At 44.2% G+C, this 16,386-nt stretch carries 17 protein-coding genes and 3 pseudogenes; 8 read left to right on the top strand and 12 right to left on the bottom strand.

Annotated features, from left to right (window positions below; genetic code table 11):
- Positions 1–121 precede the first annotated feature (121 nt).
- The gene (locus A3712_RS01165) at positions 122–1,114 is read right to left on the bottom strand and encodes a DUF2860 family protein (protein ID WP_063521923.1); all 993 of its coding nucleotides are present in this window, start codon (positions 1,112–1,114) and stop codon (positions 122–124) included.
- A 203-nt stretch (positions 1,115–1,317) separates the two neighbouring features.
- Here A3712_RS01165 and A3712_RS01160 point away from each other — a divergent pair, with 203 nt between their 5' ends.
- A complete protein-coding gene (locus A3712_RS01160; RefSeq protein WP_063521922.1) occupies positions 1,318–1,815 on the top strand; it encodes a fasciclin domain-containing protein in 498 nt (165 codons plus the stop codon).
- A 112-nt stretch (positions 1,816–1,927) separates the two neighbouring features.
- Here the strand turns inward: A3712_RS01160 and A3712_RS26415 are convergent.
- The 8 genes and pseudogenes from A3712_RS26415 to A3712_RS01140 form a co-directional block, all read right to left on the bottom strand.
- Positions 1,928–2,229, bottom strand: a pseudogene (locus tag A3712_RS26415) (hypothetical protein).
- A gap of 151 nt (positions 2,230–2,380) precedes the next feature.
- Positions 2,381–2,560 (bottom strand): annotated as a pseudogene (locus A3712_RS28790) (hypothetical protein); the annotation flags it as partial.
- 166 nt (positions 2,561–2,726) lie between these two features.
- The gene (locus A3712_RS01155) at positions 2,727–3,197 is read right to left on the bottom strand and encodes a GNAT family N-acetyltransferase (RefSeq protein ID WP_063521921.1); all 471 of its coding nucleotides are present in this window, start codon (positions 3,195–3,197) and stop codon (positions 2,727–2,729) included.
- A gap of 93 nt (positions 3,198–3,290) precedes the next feature.
- Positions 3,291–3,422 carry a DUF7661 family protein gene (locus A3712_RS28590; RefSeq protein ID WP_269451405.1) on the bottom strand — a complete coding sequence of 44 codons (132 nt, stop codon included), beginning with the start codon at positions 3,420–3,422 and terminating at the stop codon, positions 3,291–3,293.
- Positions 3,400–3,495: a hypothetical protein gene (locus A3712_RS28785; protein ID WP_443083549.1), complete on the bottom strand. Its 96-nt coding sequence runs from the start codon at positions 3,493–3,495 to the stop codon at positions 3,400–3,402. The genes A3712_RS28590 and A3712_RS28785 overlap by 23 nt, the downstream gene beginning before the upstream one ends.
- A 58-nt stretch (positions 3,496–3,553) precedes the next feature.
- The gene (locus A3712_RS01150; protein WP_063521920.1) at positions 3,554–3,868 is read right to left on the bottom strand and encodes a cupin domain-containing protein; all 315 of its coding nucleotides are present in this window, start codon (positions 3,866–3,868) and stop codon (positions 3,554–3,556) included.
- A gap of 50 nt (positions 3,869–3,918) precedes the next feature.
- Positions 3,919–4,422: a YgjV family protein gene (locus tag A3712_RS01145; RefSeq protein ID WP_063521919.1), complete on the bottom strand. Its 504-nt coding sequence runs from the start codon at positions 4,420–4,422 to the stop codon at positions 3,919–3,921.
- Positions 4,423–4,526: 104 nt separating this feature from the next.
- A complete protein-coding gene (locus A3712_RS01140) occupies positions 4,527–5,324 on the bottom strand; it encodes a PhzF family phenazine biosynthesis protein (RefSeq protein ID WP_063521918.1) in 798 nt (265 codons plus the stop codon).
- A gap of 386 nt (positions 5,325–5,710) precedes the next feature.
- Between A3712_RS01140 and A3712_RS27265 the strand changes: the two genes are divergently transcribed.
- The 7 genes from A3712_RS27265 (at position 5,711) to A3712_RS01110 (ending at position 11,981) form a co-directional block, all read left to right on the top strand.
- Positions 5,711–5,881, top strand: coding sequence for a hypothetical protein (locus A3712_RS27265; protein WP_197465781.1), 171 nt, complete (start codon positions 5,711–5,713; stop codon positions 5,879–5,881).
- Positions 5,882–6,468: 587 nt separating this feature from the next.
- Positions 6,469–6,855 carry a c-type cytochrome gene (locus A3712_RS01135; protein WP_063521917.1) on the top strand — a complete coding sequence of 129 codons (387 nt, stop codon included), beginning with the start codon at positions 6,469–6,471 and terminating at the stop codon, positions 6,853–6,855.
- Between the two features lie 23 nt (positions 6,856–6,878).
- Entirely contained in the window at positions 6,879–8,303 is a 1,425-nt protein-coding gene (gene ccoN / locus A3712_RS01130) for a cytochrome-c oxidase, cbb3-type subunit I (RefSeq protein ID WP_063521916.1), read from the top strand.
- Positions 8,304–8,918, top strand: coding sequence for a cbb3-type cytochrome c oxidase subunit II (locus A3712_RS01125; RefSeq protein WP_197465783.1), 615 nt, complete (start codon positions 8,304–8,306; stop codon positions 8,916–8,918).
- The gene (locus tag A3712_RS01120) at positions 8,915–11,071 is read left to right on the top strand and encodes a cytochrome c (protein WP_063521914.1); all 2,157 of its coding nucleotides are present in this window, start codon (positions 8,915–8,917) and stop codon (positions 11,069–11,071) included. Before A3712_RS01125 ends, A3712_RS01120 begins: the two co-directional genes overlap by 4 nt.
- 211 nt (positions 11,072–11,282) lie before the next feature.
- Positions 11,283–11,510, top strand: a complete 228-nt coding sequence (locus A3712_RS01115) for a PAS factor family protein (RefSeq protein WP_063521913.1) — start codon at positions 11,283–11,285, stop codon at positions 11,508–11,510.
- A 288-nt stretch (positions 11,511–11,798) separates the two neighbouring features.
- The gene (locus A3712_RS01110; protein ID WP_004741177.1) at positions 11,799–11,981 is read left to right on the top strand and encodes a hypothetical protein; all 183 of its coding nucleotides are present in this window, start codon (positions 11,799–11,801) and stop codon (positions 11,979–11,981) included.
- A gap of 138 nt (positions 11,982–12,119) precedes the next feature.
- On the opposite strand, the gene A3712_RS01105 is transcribed toward A3712_RS01110, so the two are convergent.
- The 3 genes and pseudogenes from A3712_RS01105 to A3712_RS01095 form a co-directional block, all read right to left on the bottom strand.
- Positions 12,120–13,412, bottom strand: coding sequence for an alpha/beta fold hydrolase (locus tag A3712_RS01105; RefSeq protein ID WP_063521912.1), 1,293 nt, complete (start codon positions 13,410–13,412; stop codon positions 12,120–12,122).
- A gap of 316 nt (positions 13,413–13,728) precedes the next feature.
- On the bottom strand, positions 13,729–14,466 hold the full coding sequence (locus A3712_RS01100; protein WP_063521911.1) for a DUF3726 domain-containing protein: 738 nt from the start codon (positions 14,464–14,466) through the stop codon (positions 13,729–13,731).
- Positions 14,463–16,276 (bottom strand): annotated as a pseudogene (locus A3712_RS01095) (hypothetical protein). The gene A3712_RS01100 and the pseudogene A3712_RS01095 overlap by 4 nt, the downstream one beginning before the upstream one ends.
- Positions 16,277–16,386: the final 110 nt, after the last annotated feature.

Here is a 16,386-nt window from a genome sequence, read left to right as displayed (position 1 = left end):
TCATACTACGGATAGCAACGAGCACCTACAACCTTAAAGATTATAAGTGCTCGAAATACTTAAACAGATAATAACCTCAACAAAATCGGAACGTTATACAACGCCTTGGAATATCTAACTCTTAGAACTTATAGTCGATACCGACGCTCGCGAGTGCCTGTTCAGAATTATAGAAGTCGATATTGGAATCAATCGCTCTTAGACCAAGTAAGGTGATAAACGACCAATCTTCATAACCCATCAACCCACCAAACTCATACGCTAAAAACGCACCGTACTCGTTCTCTTCACGAGTTTTCCCATAAATTGGATTGGCTTGATCGTACTGACGATCATTCGCATCTAACGTAAAAACAAAACCGTGACGGCCAATTCTCTTAGCGTAGTTTAGCTCAATACCGTAGCTATCAAAGCTGAGTGCACCGCCTTCAGCGTCTGAATTGAAATACACCATAGAAGGCACTAACAAACCGGCCTGATTAGGCAATATAAAGCGATAACCTGCTTTAGCGTACAGATAGGTTCTTTCTCTATCTAATAGCGCTGCGTCTTGTGCCGCTATGGGTTGGGTACCTAGAGTGCCCGATAATTCATCATCAACATCAGATTCACCAATCGCGAAATCCGTTTGGAAGGCCGTTCCACCAATATTGGTCAGTTGTAGTCGTCCTACATTACCTTTTACATCGGTTTCGTTTCGATTGACACCAACGGCGTATGGATCAGACCAAGCTTTACCAGAGATAAGCGTTGGTAACACGGAAACATCTAATATGGTGCCGCCAGAGAGTTGATGTCTGTAACCAATCTCAAAGGCGATGGTACCGGTTGCGATATCCTCTCGAGTGGTACCGGCATAAACTTGGTGAGTAAGGGATTCACCAAAGGTGTATTTAACGGTTCCGAGAAAACCAAGCAAACCTTGATTCTCACCGTCACCTTCCATGGCATTGGTTGCTTGATTTGCGTCTTGTTCGGTACTCAAATTACTGCTGTCAGAATCGAACCCAGCCAAGACACTAAAGTTCCCACTAAAGCCCTCACTGGGAGCTAATCCACTGTACGCTGGCATAGAAATAGCCGCGGAAAGTACTACAGGCAAAAAAGGCCTCATATTCACCTCCACTAGTTGAATAATCACCCATTAAATATACGTACAAAATTGGAATTACAACAAGTATTTAACCTCTATACATCCCCACTTTGTTGAGTTTTCGGGAGACTACAACGTCTACAGCGCGACGAAGGCATGATCTATCGTGCTTGGACATTCGTAATTAGCCTCGGAAATAACGGAAAAACTAAAAGGAACCCAATATGTTTAAGAACTTATATAAAAGCCTGTCGCTGTTCGCCGCATCACTTCTTTTATCAACGGCTGTCCATGCTGACCATCATGGTATGAAAAAAGACATCGTGGGCGTGGCAGTAGAAAACGGCTCTTTCACAACGTTAGTGGCGGCAGTAAAAGCGGCAGGGTTAGTGGATACACTGAAAGGAGAAGGTCCTTTTACTGTTTTTGCACCAACAGATGAGGCGTTTGCCGCTCTACCGGATGGCACAGTAGACATGTTATTAAAGCCGGAAAATAAAGACAAACTGGTCGCAGTACTCACCTACCATGTAGTGCCAGGAAAAGTAATGGCTGAAGATGTGGTAAAACTAGACAGCGCAGTCACCGTACAGGGTGAGCCAGTAACAATTAGTACTGACCGTGGTGTTGTAATGATCAACAAAGCTCATGTCGTAACGGCAGACGTTAAAGCGAGCAACGGCGTGATACATGTCATTGACGCTGTGCTGTTACCTAAGTAATAGACAACCAATGGTCGTTAAATGAGATTTAGGAGGTGTGGCAATGTCACGCCTTTTTCTATTCGAACAGTAGATTTGGGCTTATTACTTTAGATAGTAATTTGATATTGGGTTATACAAACAGTCGGCCAAATATCAGGAACGCGGCCACTGAGACCACTTTGGTAAACACCACCACCCAAATACAGTCACCAATACTCGAATGGGTTGCCTTCCCAAGTAGAAATACGAACAGTATAAGCCCTAGAGCCCCCTCCCCCCCACTGTCGGGATCATAGAGACTAAAGATACGATAATCGCTATCGTTAGAAGAGACTTAAAATCCGCCACCACAAACGACATCTTAGATGCAATGTACATACAACATGCCGTGACTAGCGCATCCATAACAAATGCTAAAGCTTCGATTCCCACGTAGTACTCTCACTCTTTTCAATCGAACCGAATAGTACATTGAAATTAAAGAGGAAATCTTAAGACATTTGTAAAAACATCATCAACATTTGTCCCACAATTGAGACTTAGAGGAGATTTTGGCAATCATTTTCGAGATTTATTCTTTGGCATTCTCATATTTATGCCCGAATAAACAAAGGAATGAATTGATGACAAAAGAAAAGAATGAAATAACCACGACGAAGAGCGGAAACAAACCAGAGACCCCGGCTTGCAGAGCTAGCACTCCGATTGCAAAAGAAAACATCGACACTAATGTATATATTTTTAATCTACTCACATGAATCATGAACAACACTCCTTGTATTCATTCAATCTTTAAGATTAGACAAATTGGCTGGCACACAATTTGAACTCATCGACAATATCAGTAGATCAGCAAAATTTACCCTTAAAAAGGTTTAATAATCCTTTTAGGCCTGTTCCTCTTCACAATCTTCGCTCTTAACGTAAGCCTAATTGTCGACAACCTTTTCCATCACGAAATTCGTCAGCGTTACTCCACGCATATCGACTTGCTGATCATTCACTACTTTAAAACCCATACGCTCATAAAATGGCTTCGCAGTGATACTTACCTCCGAGAAGTATCTTGATACCCCACGAATTTGCCCAATCGTGAATACATGCTCCATCAGCGCTCCGCCAACACCTCGCCCTTGATATTCATGATGGCAAAAAAAATGGTCGACTAAACCACTTGGCTGTAGGTCAGTATAGCCAACAATATGACCATCTAACTCTGCGACAAAAGGTTTTAACCCGTCCATACGCTTTTGCCATAATGCAAAGTCAAAACCACTTGGTGCCCAAGCCTCGACTTGCTCTTGAGAGTAATCTCGTATGTTCACGTTGCGAACCGTGTAGAAAAAGATCTCCCATAGCGCTTTAGCATCACTTTCTTGATAATTTCGAATTCTAACCACACTATCTTCCTTTGATCGCTTTAAGATTCTAACTATTGGATATAGTCACATATCAGTTAACACAGAGCTGTATTAGGACACTCACTATTCCCGTTAAAGGATACGTGTCACTGATGGGTACTTTTCTGAAGCAAACTCATGATAAATGTCCGCTAAATAACGCGCTAACTCTTCCTCTGCTAAACCAGAAAGTATGATCACGTCATAGACTCGAGCACACGTCATAGACTCGAGCACGTATCGATGTTTCCGATTCTCGATAAAGTAGCCACTCTTCGTTTTGCCTCTGTACCGACATTTTCTGATGAAAAACACGAAATTTTAGCCACATACGCACTTTTATCTCTAGCTAAAAATTAACAATAAAACACCGCAAGCCATATCGTCACAGAGTCTTTGTCGGTACCTATAACCTTATGCTTTTCACCCGCGGGAATATTGAGGTAGCCCCCTTTAGACAAAGTAACAATGCGACCATCAGCAAATTCGATTACGCCTTGCCCCTCGAGCACTAGAACCCATTCATGCTCATCTTGATCGTACCAACCCTCTTCAGGAGAACTGTGTCCATGTGAAAGTATCCTCTCTATTCGAACATTGTCATTTGCTATCAAGTCATTGAATATTTCATTGGGTATCGACGAAGGGATATCCGCATAGATATTTGACATAGACTCTCCTAATTTTCTCTGAAGCCTGGTGATGATTAGCAGTGTGTATACTAAGCCGTGACATTCTTTCTGAAGTAAAAGCGATAGTAGCCAAGCAAGTTACTGCCAAGAAATAAGGCCTCCATAACAACCGCGGTTGGAGAGCCAACTAAGTAATTATGAACAAGCCAAAAACTGGTGCCGATTATCATTAGCTCTCGAAGTCTACGGTCATCCTTGTTAAAAGCAGCGAATGTTTGGAACATTGATGCACAGCAACCCAATACGCTCATTAATCCTGAGAAAGTAAAGGCTGTCGCAACCACAGACAGTGAACAAAACAGATATTTGAACTTAGATGATGCGGAAAACACACTCGTTAAATAACGAATAGTTGCAATAATCAACAAGCATGCTGCAGTCCACTGTTCTAGCAGAATAAAGTGGCTTGAAATCAGTACCCCTGCGCAGAATAAGCAGGTTACGATCTTCTTCCTCTCCTTAAATTGGAAAGACATAAGATCAAAGCAAATCGCAATGGCGACTAAAGCTTGAGACAAATAAAAAGCTGACACTGTGATTCCTTTTACAATATTCGGACGGGTTCAATGCAACCTCTCGAAATAAAACTGCCATCACATCAACAACCTAGCCCTTACCTTTCCTAACAACGAGTCCGCTAAATTTTTAGCACGCCGCTAATCACCGTTTTGGCTGAACCCACTAACTTTATTCGACCATTCGCCAATAACTCAGTCGATACATAGCCCCCGCGACGAGAAGCTTGGTATGCACGAAAACACAATTTGTTGAGTTTATCAGCCCAATATTGCGTTAAAGCGCAATGTGCCGACCCAGTAACAGGATCTTCATTGGTCCCGACCCAAGGGGCGAAATATCGAGAAACAAAATCGAGATCTGTGCTTGATGATTGGCTCGTCACTAGCACGCCTCTGCCTGCCATTGTTTTTAAAGCATCAAAATTCGGAGAGAGTTCCAATAGCACTTGCTCATCAGCCACCTCGATAAACTGCTTAGTATCAAATTCCATGAATGATACGACTTGGTCTTGCGCTATACCCAAATGCTCCAAGAGAGCTAATTCAGGCTCTGCACGCAACAACTGAGTACTAGGGAAATCTAGCTCGATAGTTGATTCGCAAACCGTAGCAGTTAACTCCCCAGACAAAGTACGAAAAACAACTTTGTCGCCAACCTTGGCTAACCCCTGCTCTTTCATCACATGCACAGTAGCCAGAGTGCCGTGGCCACACAACTTAACTTCCACTTCTGGCGTGAACCACTTTAGCGACATGGTATCCAGTGCGAGGAAAGCCGTCTCAGGTACCGCCATCTCTTCTGCAATAGATAACATCAGCGACTCATCTAGTAACTCTTGGGAAATGCAGACAACTGCAGGGTTACCTTTGAAAGCTTGGGTAGTGAAGGAATCCACTTGATACATTTCTAGTTCCACAAGAGCTCCATTTCTAAGTTTAAGTTTCAAACAGTGCTCACAATAAGCACAAAGCTCCTTTGCTACAAGTCATTCCTCAAAACTTTTTAAACCAACAACTAAAACCAATAAGGCGCTGATAAAAAAGAATTATATTCAGCTCTTAGCTACGCTTGCTTTATGGTCAACTCAATAGCAACTTACCCCACCATTAGCATTCACGGAGTTAAAAAATACTTAAATGTTAAAAGCCTTACTACACACGTTTAAGGGTAACCATTGAACACAACCGTTATTCGCACACGCGAAATGCATTAGGTTGAATTTAAATTAGTCACTTAAACTTGAAGCATGTCGCAGATATTGAGCTAGGATTAAGTTAGGCAAAGTAGGAAAGGAATCCTTCTGTGAAATCAATTTATGTTTCATTTCTCGCCTCAACCGCCCTTTTGAGTGGATTGGTATTTGCTCAGAAGAACGAAAATTATCTCTACAACTGGGATGAATTTCTGTCTGACGATGTGATTCAACCACTGAACGGACACTTAAGTGATTTCTTTAAAGCAGCAAGCTTCTAAAACGACCTGTAAAGTAACGCCACCATATACAGATTCTCATTCACTCCATGGAAGCGCTGTTGTGATTTCAGTTTGAGGTAACTGCAGGAGCTGCTCTCGGCTTAACTCATGTTTTTGTCCTAAATGGTCAAAGACAATTAGATTTGCTGATGCAAAAATGGGAAATGAGCACAAGTAAAGGAAGGCAAGAAGAGTAGTTCTCATTAAAACTCCACTTAAAGAGGTCACTAAGTTGAGTCTAGTTCAAATTGTATGTCTGACTCACCTAACCATGGCTTAATTTGTCTAGAACATTCACTCATATCCGCCCAAACCGTATTGCGAAGATCAACAGAGCCTTTTAAATAAAACAAGCTCTTTTACTCACTCAGTAATCCAATTCCCCGTGTGAATACGTAGTGACTAATAAAATTGACAAGAAATATGGGGCATTTAGTAGCGATATTCCGTGACACCGCATAATCTTTAATCGAACGTAAGTCATTTTAAGAGCCCGATTAATTGCTGTGAGCCACTACAAATATCACCAGCTTTTTTGTCTAACTCTCTTGAGTCACTTACTCAATTCATAATCAAGGGAATCGATAATGAGTTTAAATAAGCGAAAGTTTAACCCCATGACGGCACTGTCTACCCTCTTAATGACGTTGGTCATGTTTCCTGTTTCAGCTGAAATTAACCAGGAACAATATGAATTAGGTAAGCAAAAAGCCAAGGTGTGTATGACTTGCCATGGTGATGACGGCATATCAACGCAAGACCCCTACCCAAATCTTCGTGGGCAAAAAATGGGCTACCTGATCTCATCGTTAAAAGATTACCAAACAAGAGAACGAACCAGTGGACTGGCGGTTCTTATGCAACAACAAGCTGACACGCTATCAGACCAAGACATCCGAGATATTTCTTATTTCTATTCGAACCTCGGTAGCGAATCAAATTCGGTGAGCGACTCTAGCGCAATCAGCAATTAAAATCCTAGGCAAGGAGCCTTGTTATGGAACAAGTGACAACGCAGTACAGCATTAAGGTGGTGAAGTACTTTACTATTGCTTCCCTAACTTGGGCTATTTTAGGCATGATCATCGGTGTGATACTCGCCGCACAGCTGTATTGGCCCATCTTAAACTTCGACTCAGAATATTTTCAATTCGGTAGGCTCCGTCCCTTACACACCTCTGGCGTAATATACGGATTTGTCGTCAATATCCTGATGGGTACATCATTGTACATTGCTCAGCGAACCGGTCACTGTGAACTCTTCAACAAGAGCTTGTCATGGATGGTCTTCTGGGGCTGGCAGCTTGTGTTACTACTGGCACTCATTTCTCTACCCGCGGGTTACACCACTTCAAAAGAGTACGCAGAACTAGAGTGGCCAATTGATTTACTTATTGTACTTGTTTGGGTGCTTTATGCTGTGTTGTTTTTTGGCACTATAGCCAAACGAAAAGTCGACCACATCTTTGTGGCAAACTGGTTCTTTGCAGCGTTCATTATCGTGATCGCGATGATCTTCATCGTCAACAACCTCGCAATGCCAGTTTCGGCAATGAAGTCCTATTCTGTCTTCGCAGGAGCTCAAGATGCCATAGTACAATGGTGGTGGGGACATAACGCAGTAGGGTTCTTGCTGACGGCTGGCGTCATCGGTATGAACTACTACTTCATACCTAAAGCGGCTGATCGCCCTATCTACTCGTACCGATTGTCCGTGATCCACTTCTGGGGCTTAGTTGGCTTCTACACTTGGGCGGGTACTCACCACCTCATCTACTCTTCCGTTCCGGTGTGGGTACAGAACATTGGTATCGTGATGTCGCTGATCCTCTGGTTACCATCGTGGGCGGGTGCGTTTAACAGCGCGATGACTCTACTGCAAAACAAAGAGAAACTTAAGTCCGACTACATTCTATTATTCTTCTTTTCGGCCATTCTCTACTACTGCTTAGCGACATTCGAGGGCCCACTGCTCGCGATTCGCTGGTTTAACATGGTTGCACACAACACGGAATGGATCATCGGTCATGTACACTCTGGCGCGCTAGGCTGGGTGGGTATGTCTGGTATCGCTGTGTTCTACTACTTTATTCCACGATTGTGGGGAAAAACCGACCTCTGGTCACCAAGTCTTTTAAAGTGGCATTTTTGGCTCGCACACGCAGGTGTGGCTATCTATGCTGTCGCGCTTTGGGTAGCTGGCGTTGGTGAAGGCTTTATGTGGCTCACTCAAAATGAAAACGGAGAGCTGGTATATAGCTTCGTTGAAGCCATGAATTTCAAAGCACCATGGTTATTCTTACGCTTCTTTGGTGGTGCTCTATTCGTACTTGGCTTGTTCTTAATGGCACTAAACCTTTACAAAACGGTGCGTATGCCAGCAGAGCTTGATGTTAAACGTACAGCAAATGGGGAGGCATAAATCATGAGTAAAGACTTTACCCACTCGTTGGTCATTCTAATTTTAACGACCGTAGTTGTCGCCTCGTTCTCACTAGTAGTTTGGGTGGTCCCAAACATCGTTCGAGGGGATGATATCGCCAAAAACAGCCTCGCTGTGCCATTAACCGCTATCGAGCTAGCTGGCCGAGATATCTACATCAGCGAAGGCTGCCACGTCTGTCACACGCAAATGGTGCGCCCTCTTGACCCAGAAATCAAACGTAACGGACGTCCAAACCAAGAAGCAGACGACATATATGAGTTTCCTAACTTGTGGGGATCTAAACGTACTGGTCCTGACTTAACCAATTTAGCAAGAAAATACTCTGACCAATGGCATGTGATACATCTGATCAACCCTAGACAAGTAGTGCCTACTTCTATAATGCCATCTTACCCTTGGCTGTTTGAACAAACACTCACGGGAGATAATATCAGTGCGAAAATGGAGGTATTACGTACGCTAGGTGTTCCGTATACCGACCAAGAAATTGGTGATGCAAGACTACAAGTTAGAGGAAAAACCAAAGGCGAAGCCTTAATCCGATACCTGCAAAGCCTAGGTAAAGATACGTCACAGGAGGTATCACAATGAGCACATTTTGGAACTTATGGGCGGCACTTTTAACCGTAATATTCTTTGTTCTAATGGTATCCGTCGTCGTAAAATACTGGCGTAGTAATCACAAGGCTGACGAAGACCACACCGTTGGCACCTTCGACGGTATTGAAGAGAAAGATGCGCCGCCACCTAAATTACTGTTTGTCAGTTATGCCGTCGCTTTCTCGCTCTCCGCAGGCTACCTCGTGTTATACCCCGGGGTCGGAGAATGGAAAGGCTTAGTCGATTGGCAGCAAAGTGACGATAAACTCAGTTCGCCTACCACGACCCTTGATGAGCAGTTTCAACAAACAAGCGAAACCACTTTGGCTGGGTTAGCAGAAATACCTTATATCGTAAACAGTGGGCAAGTCCTATTCCAGACCCATTGTGCCGCTTGCCACCGAGATAACGCTCAAGGGCAAAAACACTTCCCTAACTTGATTGACCAAGAATGGTTATATGGAGGCAGTGATGAAGCCATTATTCACTCTATTGCCAAAGGGCGAAACGGTGCCATGCCGGGTTGGAGTGAAATCATGCGCCCAGATGAAGTGGCAAAAGTCTCTTACTATCTAGCGTCATTGAATCAACGCCACACCGATGTACCTGAAGTTAAGGTCGAACTCGGTAAAAGCTTGTTCGTCCAATACTGTTCGTCTTGTCACGCCGATGGCACGCTTGCCAATCCTGAGCTTGGCATTCCTGACCTATCCGATGACAAATGGTTACACGGAGGTAGTATTGAAGAGATTCAACATACGATTAACTATGGCTTGAACAACCTGATGCCAGCGTTCGATAACCAACTTACCGAAAATGAGATATTGGCTCTAGGCGCCTACATCCGACATGCAGGAGAAGCTGAACAACAGAGGGTTGCAAGCTTGAACTCAGAGTCAGTTGAGCGCGGGGAGTACTTGGCGCATGCTGGCGACTGTGTCGCTTGTCACAGCGCGGAAGGTGGTGAACCCTTTGCTGGAGGTCTACCCTTCGTCACTCCTTTCGGCACAGTTTATTCGACCAACATAACTCCTCACACTACCGAGGGGATTGGAACCTATGATTTCGACGACTTCAGAGCCGCGTTGGTTGATGGCAAAGGTAAAGATGGATACCTGTACCCTGCTATGCCTTACACCTCGTATCAATACCTGACTGACCAAGACATGGTCGATTTATGGGAGTACATGCAATCCATCACAGCTGTACCAAGACGTAATGACGACAACAGTATGATGTTCCCGTCGAATATTCGCCTAGGTCTGCTTGGCTGGAATATCGTATTCATGGATACCGATCCGGTTGACTATCAAGTACCAGAGGAACTCAAAGATAAGGTTGATGACGTCGAGAAGTGGCAACAAGGTAAATACTGGGTTGCAGGGCTTGGTCACTGTTCTGAGTGTCACACGCCTCGTAACATTGCCCAAGCATTGATACCGGAGCGAATTTTCCAAGGTAACTTAATCGATGGTTGGAATGCACCTGACATCACCGCAAACGAGCTATATATCGATGGCTGGGATGAAAAAACACTCACAGACTTCCTACATACAGGTCACTCAGACAAAGGCACGGCTTTCGCTGGTATGGCTGACGTAGTGAAAAACAGCCTAAGTTTGATGTCGCGCGAAGATATTGAATCAATGTCGTACTACTTACTTAATGGTGATATCAACAATACTATAAGCAGTAACGCGATACCGTTAGAGCCGAAAGGCTTTGATGAAGAGTCATACACCGCAGAGATCTACACGACTTATCGCCAAACCTGTGGTGCGTGTCATGGTGACGATGGTAAAGGGCGAGACCCTATTGCTCCTACCCTGCTAAACAATGGCATCATCATGCACAGAGATCCATTCAACACCATTGCGGTAACGGTCAGGGGCTTACAACCTACTTACCTCGACAAAGACAGAAACTTCATGCCAATGGCGAGCTTTGAAGATGTCTTATCGGATCAGAGGCTAGCTGAGCTGATCACTTTCGTCCGATTACATTTAGGTGATAGAGACGAACCTGTCACAGCAGAGCACGTTCGAGAAGTGAGGGAAACTCTAGAAGCAGCGGGTTATGCTGGTGGCTTACATACTACACCAGACATGTATGACCGAAGAGATAACAACATCAACATCCGTTAGCATTAACTCAATTTATCGAAGCTAGAAAAAAGGAGATCCTAGTGTCTCCTTTTCTTTTGCGCTTTAGACGCCCTTTGTTACTACAACACAGTTATTACTAACTGATTACACAATTAAGCAGACTTGAACATAATGCGATCGATCTCGCAGAACAAAGATGACACCAAGTGCATAATGTGCAAAATTTTATAATGAGTTACTAAGGACTAATATGGATACAACTACACTCATCTACGATACGTTGGAAGGTCTATCGAGCGCTAAGCCACATCAACACGCTCAAATCCGCCAAAATCTATATAACCATCTAGATCTATCATTTGAGAAGCAGTTGGCCTTGTATTCATCCGTTCTTGGTCCAGCAAGTGCTGGTAGATTGACCGATTTAGACAGTGCGGTAATGTCTGCGCGCAAGATTGTTGGCCTAGATGACAACTGATCTGTCGTCCAAGTGAATTTTGAAAAAACGCTGCCTTATGCAGCGTTTTTTTATGCTTCAATTTGCCGCAGGTAGAACTTACCACTGTTGACTATTCTCAACACTCTAGCCGGACGAATAGCAATTTAGAGTAATAATCTCTAGCGCTGATATGTGCAATTTGTCGAAATTTTCAAGTTACGACCATTCTCATTTGGTTAATCTTATGTTCCATTTTTAACAGGTGTGTAACGACAATAATGGCGCTAATGTTAGTAGCACGTTAACCACAAAGCGGATGGAAGAATGATGAGAGTACTTATTGAATACACACAGACAGGCAAATATCGTGATCAAGCTTGGGAAGCACTAACCATTCGCTCGAAAGGCGAGATTCAAGCTGTGACCCCATCTTACGCGGCTCAACTAATCGAACAAAATCGCGCCTGCTTAACCACAACAGAACATCAAGATATCGTCATCCAACCTTAATGGCTTATTGAGCTACCCCTCCTAGTTCCTTAAATCGAATAGTTCGATGACCTAACAAAAACGCTGCACGGATGCGGCGTTTTCTTTTTCTGACGTCGCTTATTTTTAACGCCTTTATTTCAGATAAGGCTAGCGAAATTACTTTGGCAGATTCTCTAATGCTTCAACCATGGTCATCAGTTTGTCTACGATTCTTTCGCCGTCTGCCCGTAAGCCGTTGTGCTCATATTCATTAGTGATCCACGCTTTTGAGTTTGGAATGTTCGCCAGTGTTTCAAGGCTGTAATCAAGTTCAACGTACATATCGTCGGCATAAACAGCACACGCCATTGGCACAGTATTCTTGCCAAGCTGCTCTGCGTTATACAAAATGCCCCAATTTGACTTCTCAGCTAAGATATTCGCCGCTTCACGCAGTGGCTTCAAAGTTTCTAGTTGATCAAACATCCATGGGTAGACCATCTCGCCAGTAAACCTGAATTCACCACCCGATTGATAGTTAAAGTGTGGATACTGCTCGCGAACTCGGTGAGCCGACCAATTTGATGCTGTCCCTTGGCAATAGATCGATTCATGTAAAATCGCATAGATTGGGTTGGTTAGGTAACCCTGCTCTTGTTGCATTTGATTTAAGAAGCTGTAGCTCAGCTGCTTTTTACCATTTGCTTCAACAAACGCACTCTCTAATGTGAAGTACATAGGAAGGTTTGCCGCGCCAGCACCAAGGTTAATACCAATCAATTGGAATTGTTCAACAGTAAATACCTGACCGTTTGGTAGCTTCACTTCATTGTTAAGCAGATAATCAGAAATCTCGCGACACATGGCTTGTGCTTGTGGGAATTGAGCAAAGAAGGCTCTGTTCTTATCTTCAACACGCTTATAGGTCGCGCGGTAGACATCGTCAGCTTCACGTTCAATAGACGGGATACCGCCCGTGACATAGCAGCGTTGCAAGCTTTGCGGGAACAGCGACAAGTAGCTTAGAGTACAAAAGCCACCAAAGCTCTGGCCAATTGTCGACCACTGCTTAACACCAAATTTTTCACGAATCGCTTCCGCATCACGAACAATGTTGTCGGCTCTAAAGTGCGTTAGATATTCAGCTTGTTGCTCTGGAGACAAATGCGCCAAGGTTTCATGGCTGATTACCGTACTATTACCGGTACCGCGCTGATCGAGAAGCAGAACGCGGTAGTTTTGTAACGCACGTTTTATCCAACCGGATTCTCCACTCACTCGTGGTGAAGGAAAACCTGGGCCACCCTGAAAGTAAATAAGCCACGGGAGCTCTTGGCTGTCTTTTGCTAGATCGACCACTTCACGAGCAAAGACTTGAATCTGCTGTCCACCTTTCGCTTGATAATCGAGTGGTAGTTCAAAATAGTGCTGACGATACAGGGTGGTTCCATCTATAAACTTAGCTTGCACGCTTCATTCCTTTTTATCTGATTCTAATGTCATCGGTACGAATAAAAGTGGCGCCCTTTGGCACACATAGTTAGCAAGATACGCATAGTAGCTCTTAAATGAAACCGTTTGTTTAGCATGAATGTGAAGGTGCTTCATTTGATTGCTTAAGGAGTGTTCGTATCGTAACAACCTGTGTCAAAACAGCGTGTGTTTGAGGCTTTATCAAGGAATGAGTAAATAAAGAAGCTGGAAAATAAAAAGAGCTTAACGAGGTGAGGATACGTTAAGCTCTTTTGGTGTTGTCTGATGTTTATCTTGCGCTAAATTCAATCCGCTATGAGGCTACTAACTCTCCTGCCCCTTGAATTGAACGCTGGCTATTTTCAACGAGAATCGCCGTGGCGGTTTCTTTTAATGTCGCCCACTCTGCGTCGTTGACCTCAATGCCATCACGCCACGCCTCTTCTTGTGTCTTAAATAACGACTCAGACGTGACATGCGTTTGGTAGCCATCTGACAAGCGTTCGATATCGAAATCCTGGACGGATAGTTCGATGGTCATATTATGGATATGTTCGTCCGATGTCAGAGGCAAATCTGATAAAAACAGCTCTGGAGCAACGCAACCACGGTTAAGCACATACAAGGTGCTCTTAGGGTTTGAGCCATTGTCCCAATGTGCAGTGCACGCAATACCTTTCGCTGCTAGTTTTACAAGCTCACTGTAGGCTAACCAGCGGTTGTGGCAGTTGTTTAGCTCAATCTTAAGCGATTTATTGCCGACCATTTTTTCAATCGCGTAATCCATCACGACAGGAAGGTGACACGCCAAGCTTGCCTTATGTAAGTCAACTTCGACCGTGTTATCGCTTGTCAATTGAATATCAACTGGGCAGTCGTTCTCTAGACCGATAAAGTTGCTCGCATTATTAAAATGACGCACACCATCCAAGCCTACCATTTGCAAATCAGCCACCATGTTCGCTATTACATCGGCTTCACCACATGTACGACGCATCCCTAAAAAGGCTTTGTTGACGGCCGCGACCAGTTCATTGTGAGAAACGATCATAGCGATTTACCTCCATGTTGAGCATTGATATGTGTAGGAACGTTATGTGAGCCTGCAAGCTCCGCTTCACTCGGCAACAGTGGGAATACCCACTCGTCTTGATGAATTTCGTCAAGCAACGGCGCCCCTTGGAAGAAAGTCACGCGAACCCAACGATCAGAGCGCGGATCAAACTTAGTTGCACCAAACATCGCTAACTTGCAACGTAACAGATGAATCGGCAGCGACGCTTTATGAAGCACATTCATTTGAATGTCCCCCATCGCTTTGTTGCCCAGTGTCCATACGCGGCGAGCTATAGCACGATGCTGTGGCTGTTTTACTAAGAACTCGGCTAATGAGAGCTCCGGCGTAAACTGCAATAAAGCATGGTACAAGCGGTAAGCTTGACGAGCGATATCTAGCGGCAGTTCACGCTCTTCACCCAGCTCTTCCCCTCGAACACCGAGCCTTGGCTCTTCTTTGTCTTGAGAGCGATACCAGAACCAGTAGTTGTTTTCTGCTTTAGTAAAGTCGGTTGTGATTGCCCAACGGTACTTTTCTTCTAAGATCACCAACAGATCTTGTATCTTCTTACCGCTAGGAAGTGACAGTGTCTCGCTACAATTCATCTGCTCCTGATGGGCGTCCACTAAATCCGGGTACAACTCCATCAAGCATGAGATAAGGACTTCTTGGGCTTCCATACTCATGTGCTTAGATTGTTCAACTAACTGCGCCCATGTATCACATTGGCTGACAGACGCTTCTAGCGATTGCTCTGCGTGCTTCAACTCATGCACAGCAGCTTTGTTCAGCTCTTGCTGATTTTCATTGATGGTAACGACTTGTTCTAAATGACAAATCGCTTTTTTAACTAATGTACGTATTGGCTTGATCAACGTCGTATCCGTGTGATTAGCCAACACGTCAGCTAATGCATGCTCACGGGTTGTCATCCATTGGTCGACAATACTTGGGTGGTTAATCAAAAATGGCGCCATGCCTAAACCTGTAGCATTACCCACACCTAGATAGCGTTGTAAGCCTCTATGCAAGGTAATCGCTTGTTCACCGCCTTGTTGCTCTGCTAGGTAATGAACCCAGTCCAAGCTGAATTCACGCAACATGTATACCGCACACATTTGAGCGCTAAACGACTGATTGAAATCTGGATTCTTCTCTAAGATCTTGAAGTCAGCAATACCGAACTTACCATTGCCATAAACCGCAGTGGTTCGCAGGATGTAGCCCACTTCCGCTAACTCTTTTGGCGTTGGTTGAGCCCCTTTAGCCAAGTGACTCACTATGTGTTCAAACACACGTACGCTTTTGTTAGCACGCGCTAAAACAAGCACATTGTTAGAGTTACGGCCTGCTTCTTGTAGCGGTACATTCGCACGAAGTCTCTCAAGTAGAGCGACATCCACATCACCAAAAACCAGAGCAAATGTTACGTCCCACTTTTCAGCAATTACACGGTCATTTCGCTCGTCGTCTGCAATCTCATCGCAGAAAACAACCAAATGATAAACATGGTTTGGCGTCTGTAGCTTATAGATAGCATGACCATACCCTTGAGGGTCTAATTGCCACTCATGCTTAGTCACTTTCCATTGCTGTTGCGCCATTTTACGAATCAGAGTTCTTACGAAGCTGATGCGTGTTTGGTGCATAGCACCCAGTCTTTCCGGTGCCATGACGACCGTTGCGTCACGTAGTGCTGATTCAGTGTAGGTAGAACGATGTGCATCCATTTTGCTCACCACCTTTGTAGTTATAAGGGTTTTGCTAGCCATTCAGAACCGATCGTTGCTGTCTTTTGAAGCATTTATAGCGACAGTATGTTGGTTAGCTTTCACGTTATTGGAGTAAGCGAACTCACCCCTTATTATTTGTCCTGACTAGATCTCTTGACCTAAATATTTGCCGTCCGATGTA

This window comes from Vibrio sp. HI00D65 (genome assembly GCF_001635455.1).
Taxonomy (GTDB): domain Bacteria; phylum Pseudomonadota; class Gammaproteobacteria; order Enterobacterales; family Vibrionaceae; genus Vibrio.
The sequence above is the reverse complement of the archived record's forward strand: the minus strand, read 5'-3'. Positions and strand labels throughout refer to the sequence as shown.

Bases quoted from the DNA above. Each gene is read 5' to 3' on its own strand.
- A3712_RS01165 (WP_063521923.1), bottom strand. From the start codon at position 1,114: ATGAGGCCTTTTTTGCCTGTAGTACTTTCCGCGGCTATTTCTATGCCA.
- A3712_RS01160 (WP_063521922.1), top strand. From the start codon at position 1,318: ATGTTTAAGAACTTATATAAAAGCCTGTCGCTGTTCGCCGCATCACTT.
- A3712_RS28590 (WP_269451405.1), bottom strand. From the start codon at position 3,422: ATGACGTGTGCTCGAGTCTATGACGTGATCATACTTTCTGGTTTAGCA.
- A3712_RS28785 (WP_443083549.1), bottom strand. From the start codon at position 3,495: ATGTCGGTACAGAGGCAAAACGAAGAGTGGCTACTTTATCGAGAATCG.
- A3712_RS01150 (WP_063521920.1), bottom strand. From the start codon at position 3,868: ATGTCAAATATCTATGCGGATATCCCTTCGTCGATACCCAATGAAATA.
- A3712_RS01135 (WP_063521917.1), top strand. From the start codon at position 6,469: ATGAGTTTAAATAAGCGAAAGTTTAACCCCATGACGGCACTGTCTACC.
- ccoN (WP_063521916.1), top strand. From the start codon at position 6,879: ATGGAACAAGTGACAACGCAGTACAGCATTAAGGTGGTGAAGTACTTT.
- A3712_RS01120 (WP_063521914.1), top strand. From the start codon at position 8,915: ATGAGCACATTTTGGAACTTATGGGCGGCACTTTTAACCGTAATATTC.
- A3712_RS01115 (WP_063521913.1), top strand. From the start codon at position 11,283: ATGGATACAACTACACTCATCTACGATACGTTGGAAGGTCTATCGAGC.
- A3712_RS01110 (WP_004741177.1), top strand. From the start codon at position 11,799: ATGAGAGTACTTATTGAATACACACAGACAGGCAAATATCGTGATCAA.
- A3712_RS01100 (WP_063521911.1), bottom strand. From the start codon at position 14,466: ATGATCGTTTCTCACAATGAACTGGTCGCGGCCGTCAACAAAGCCTTT.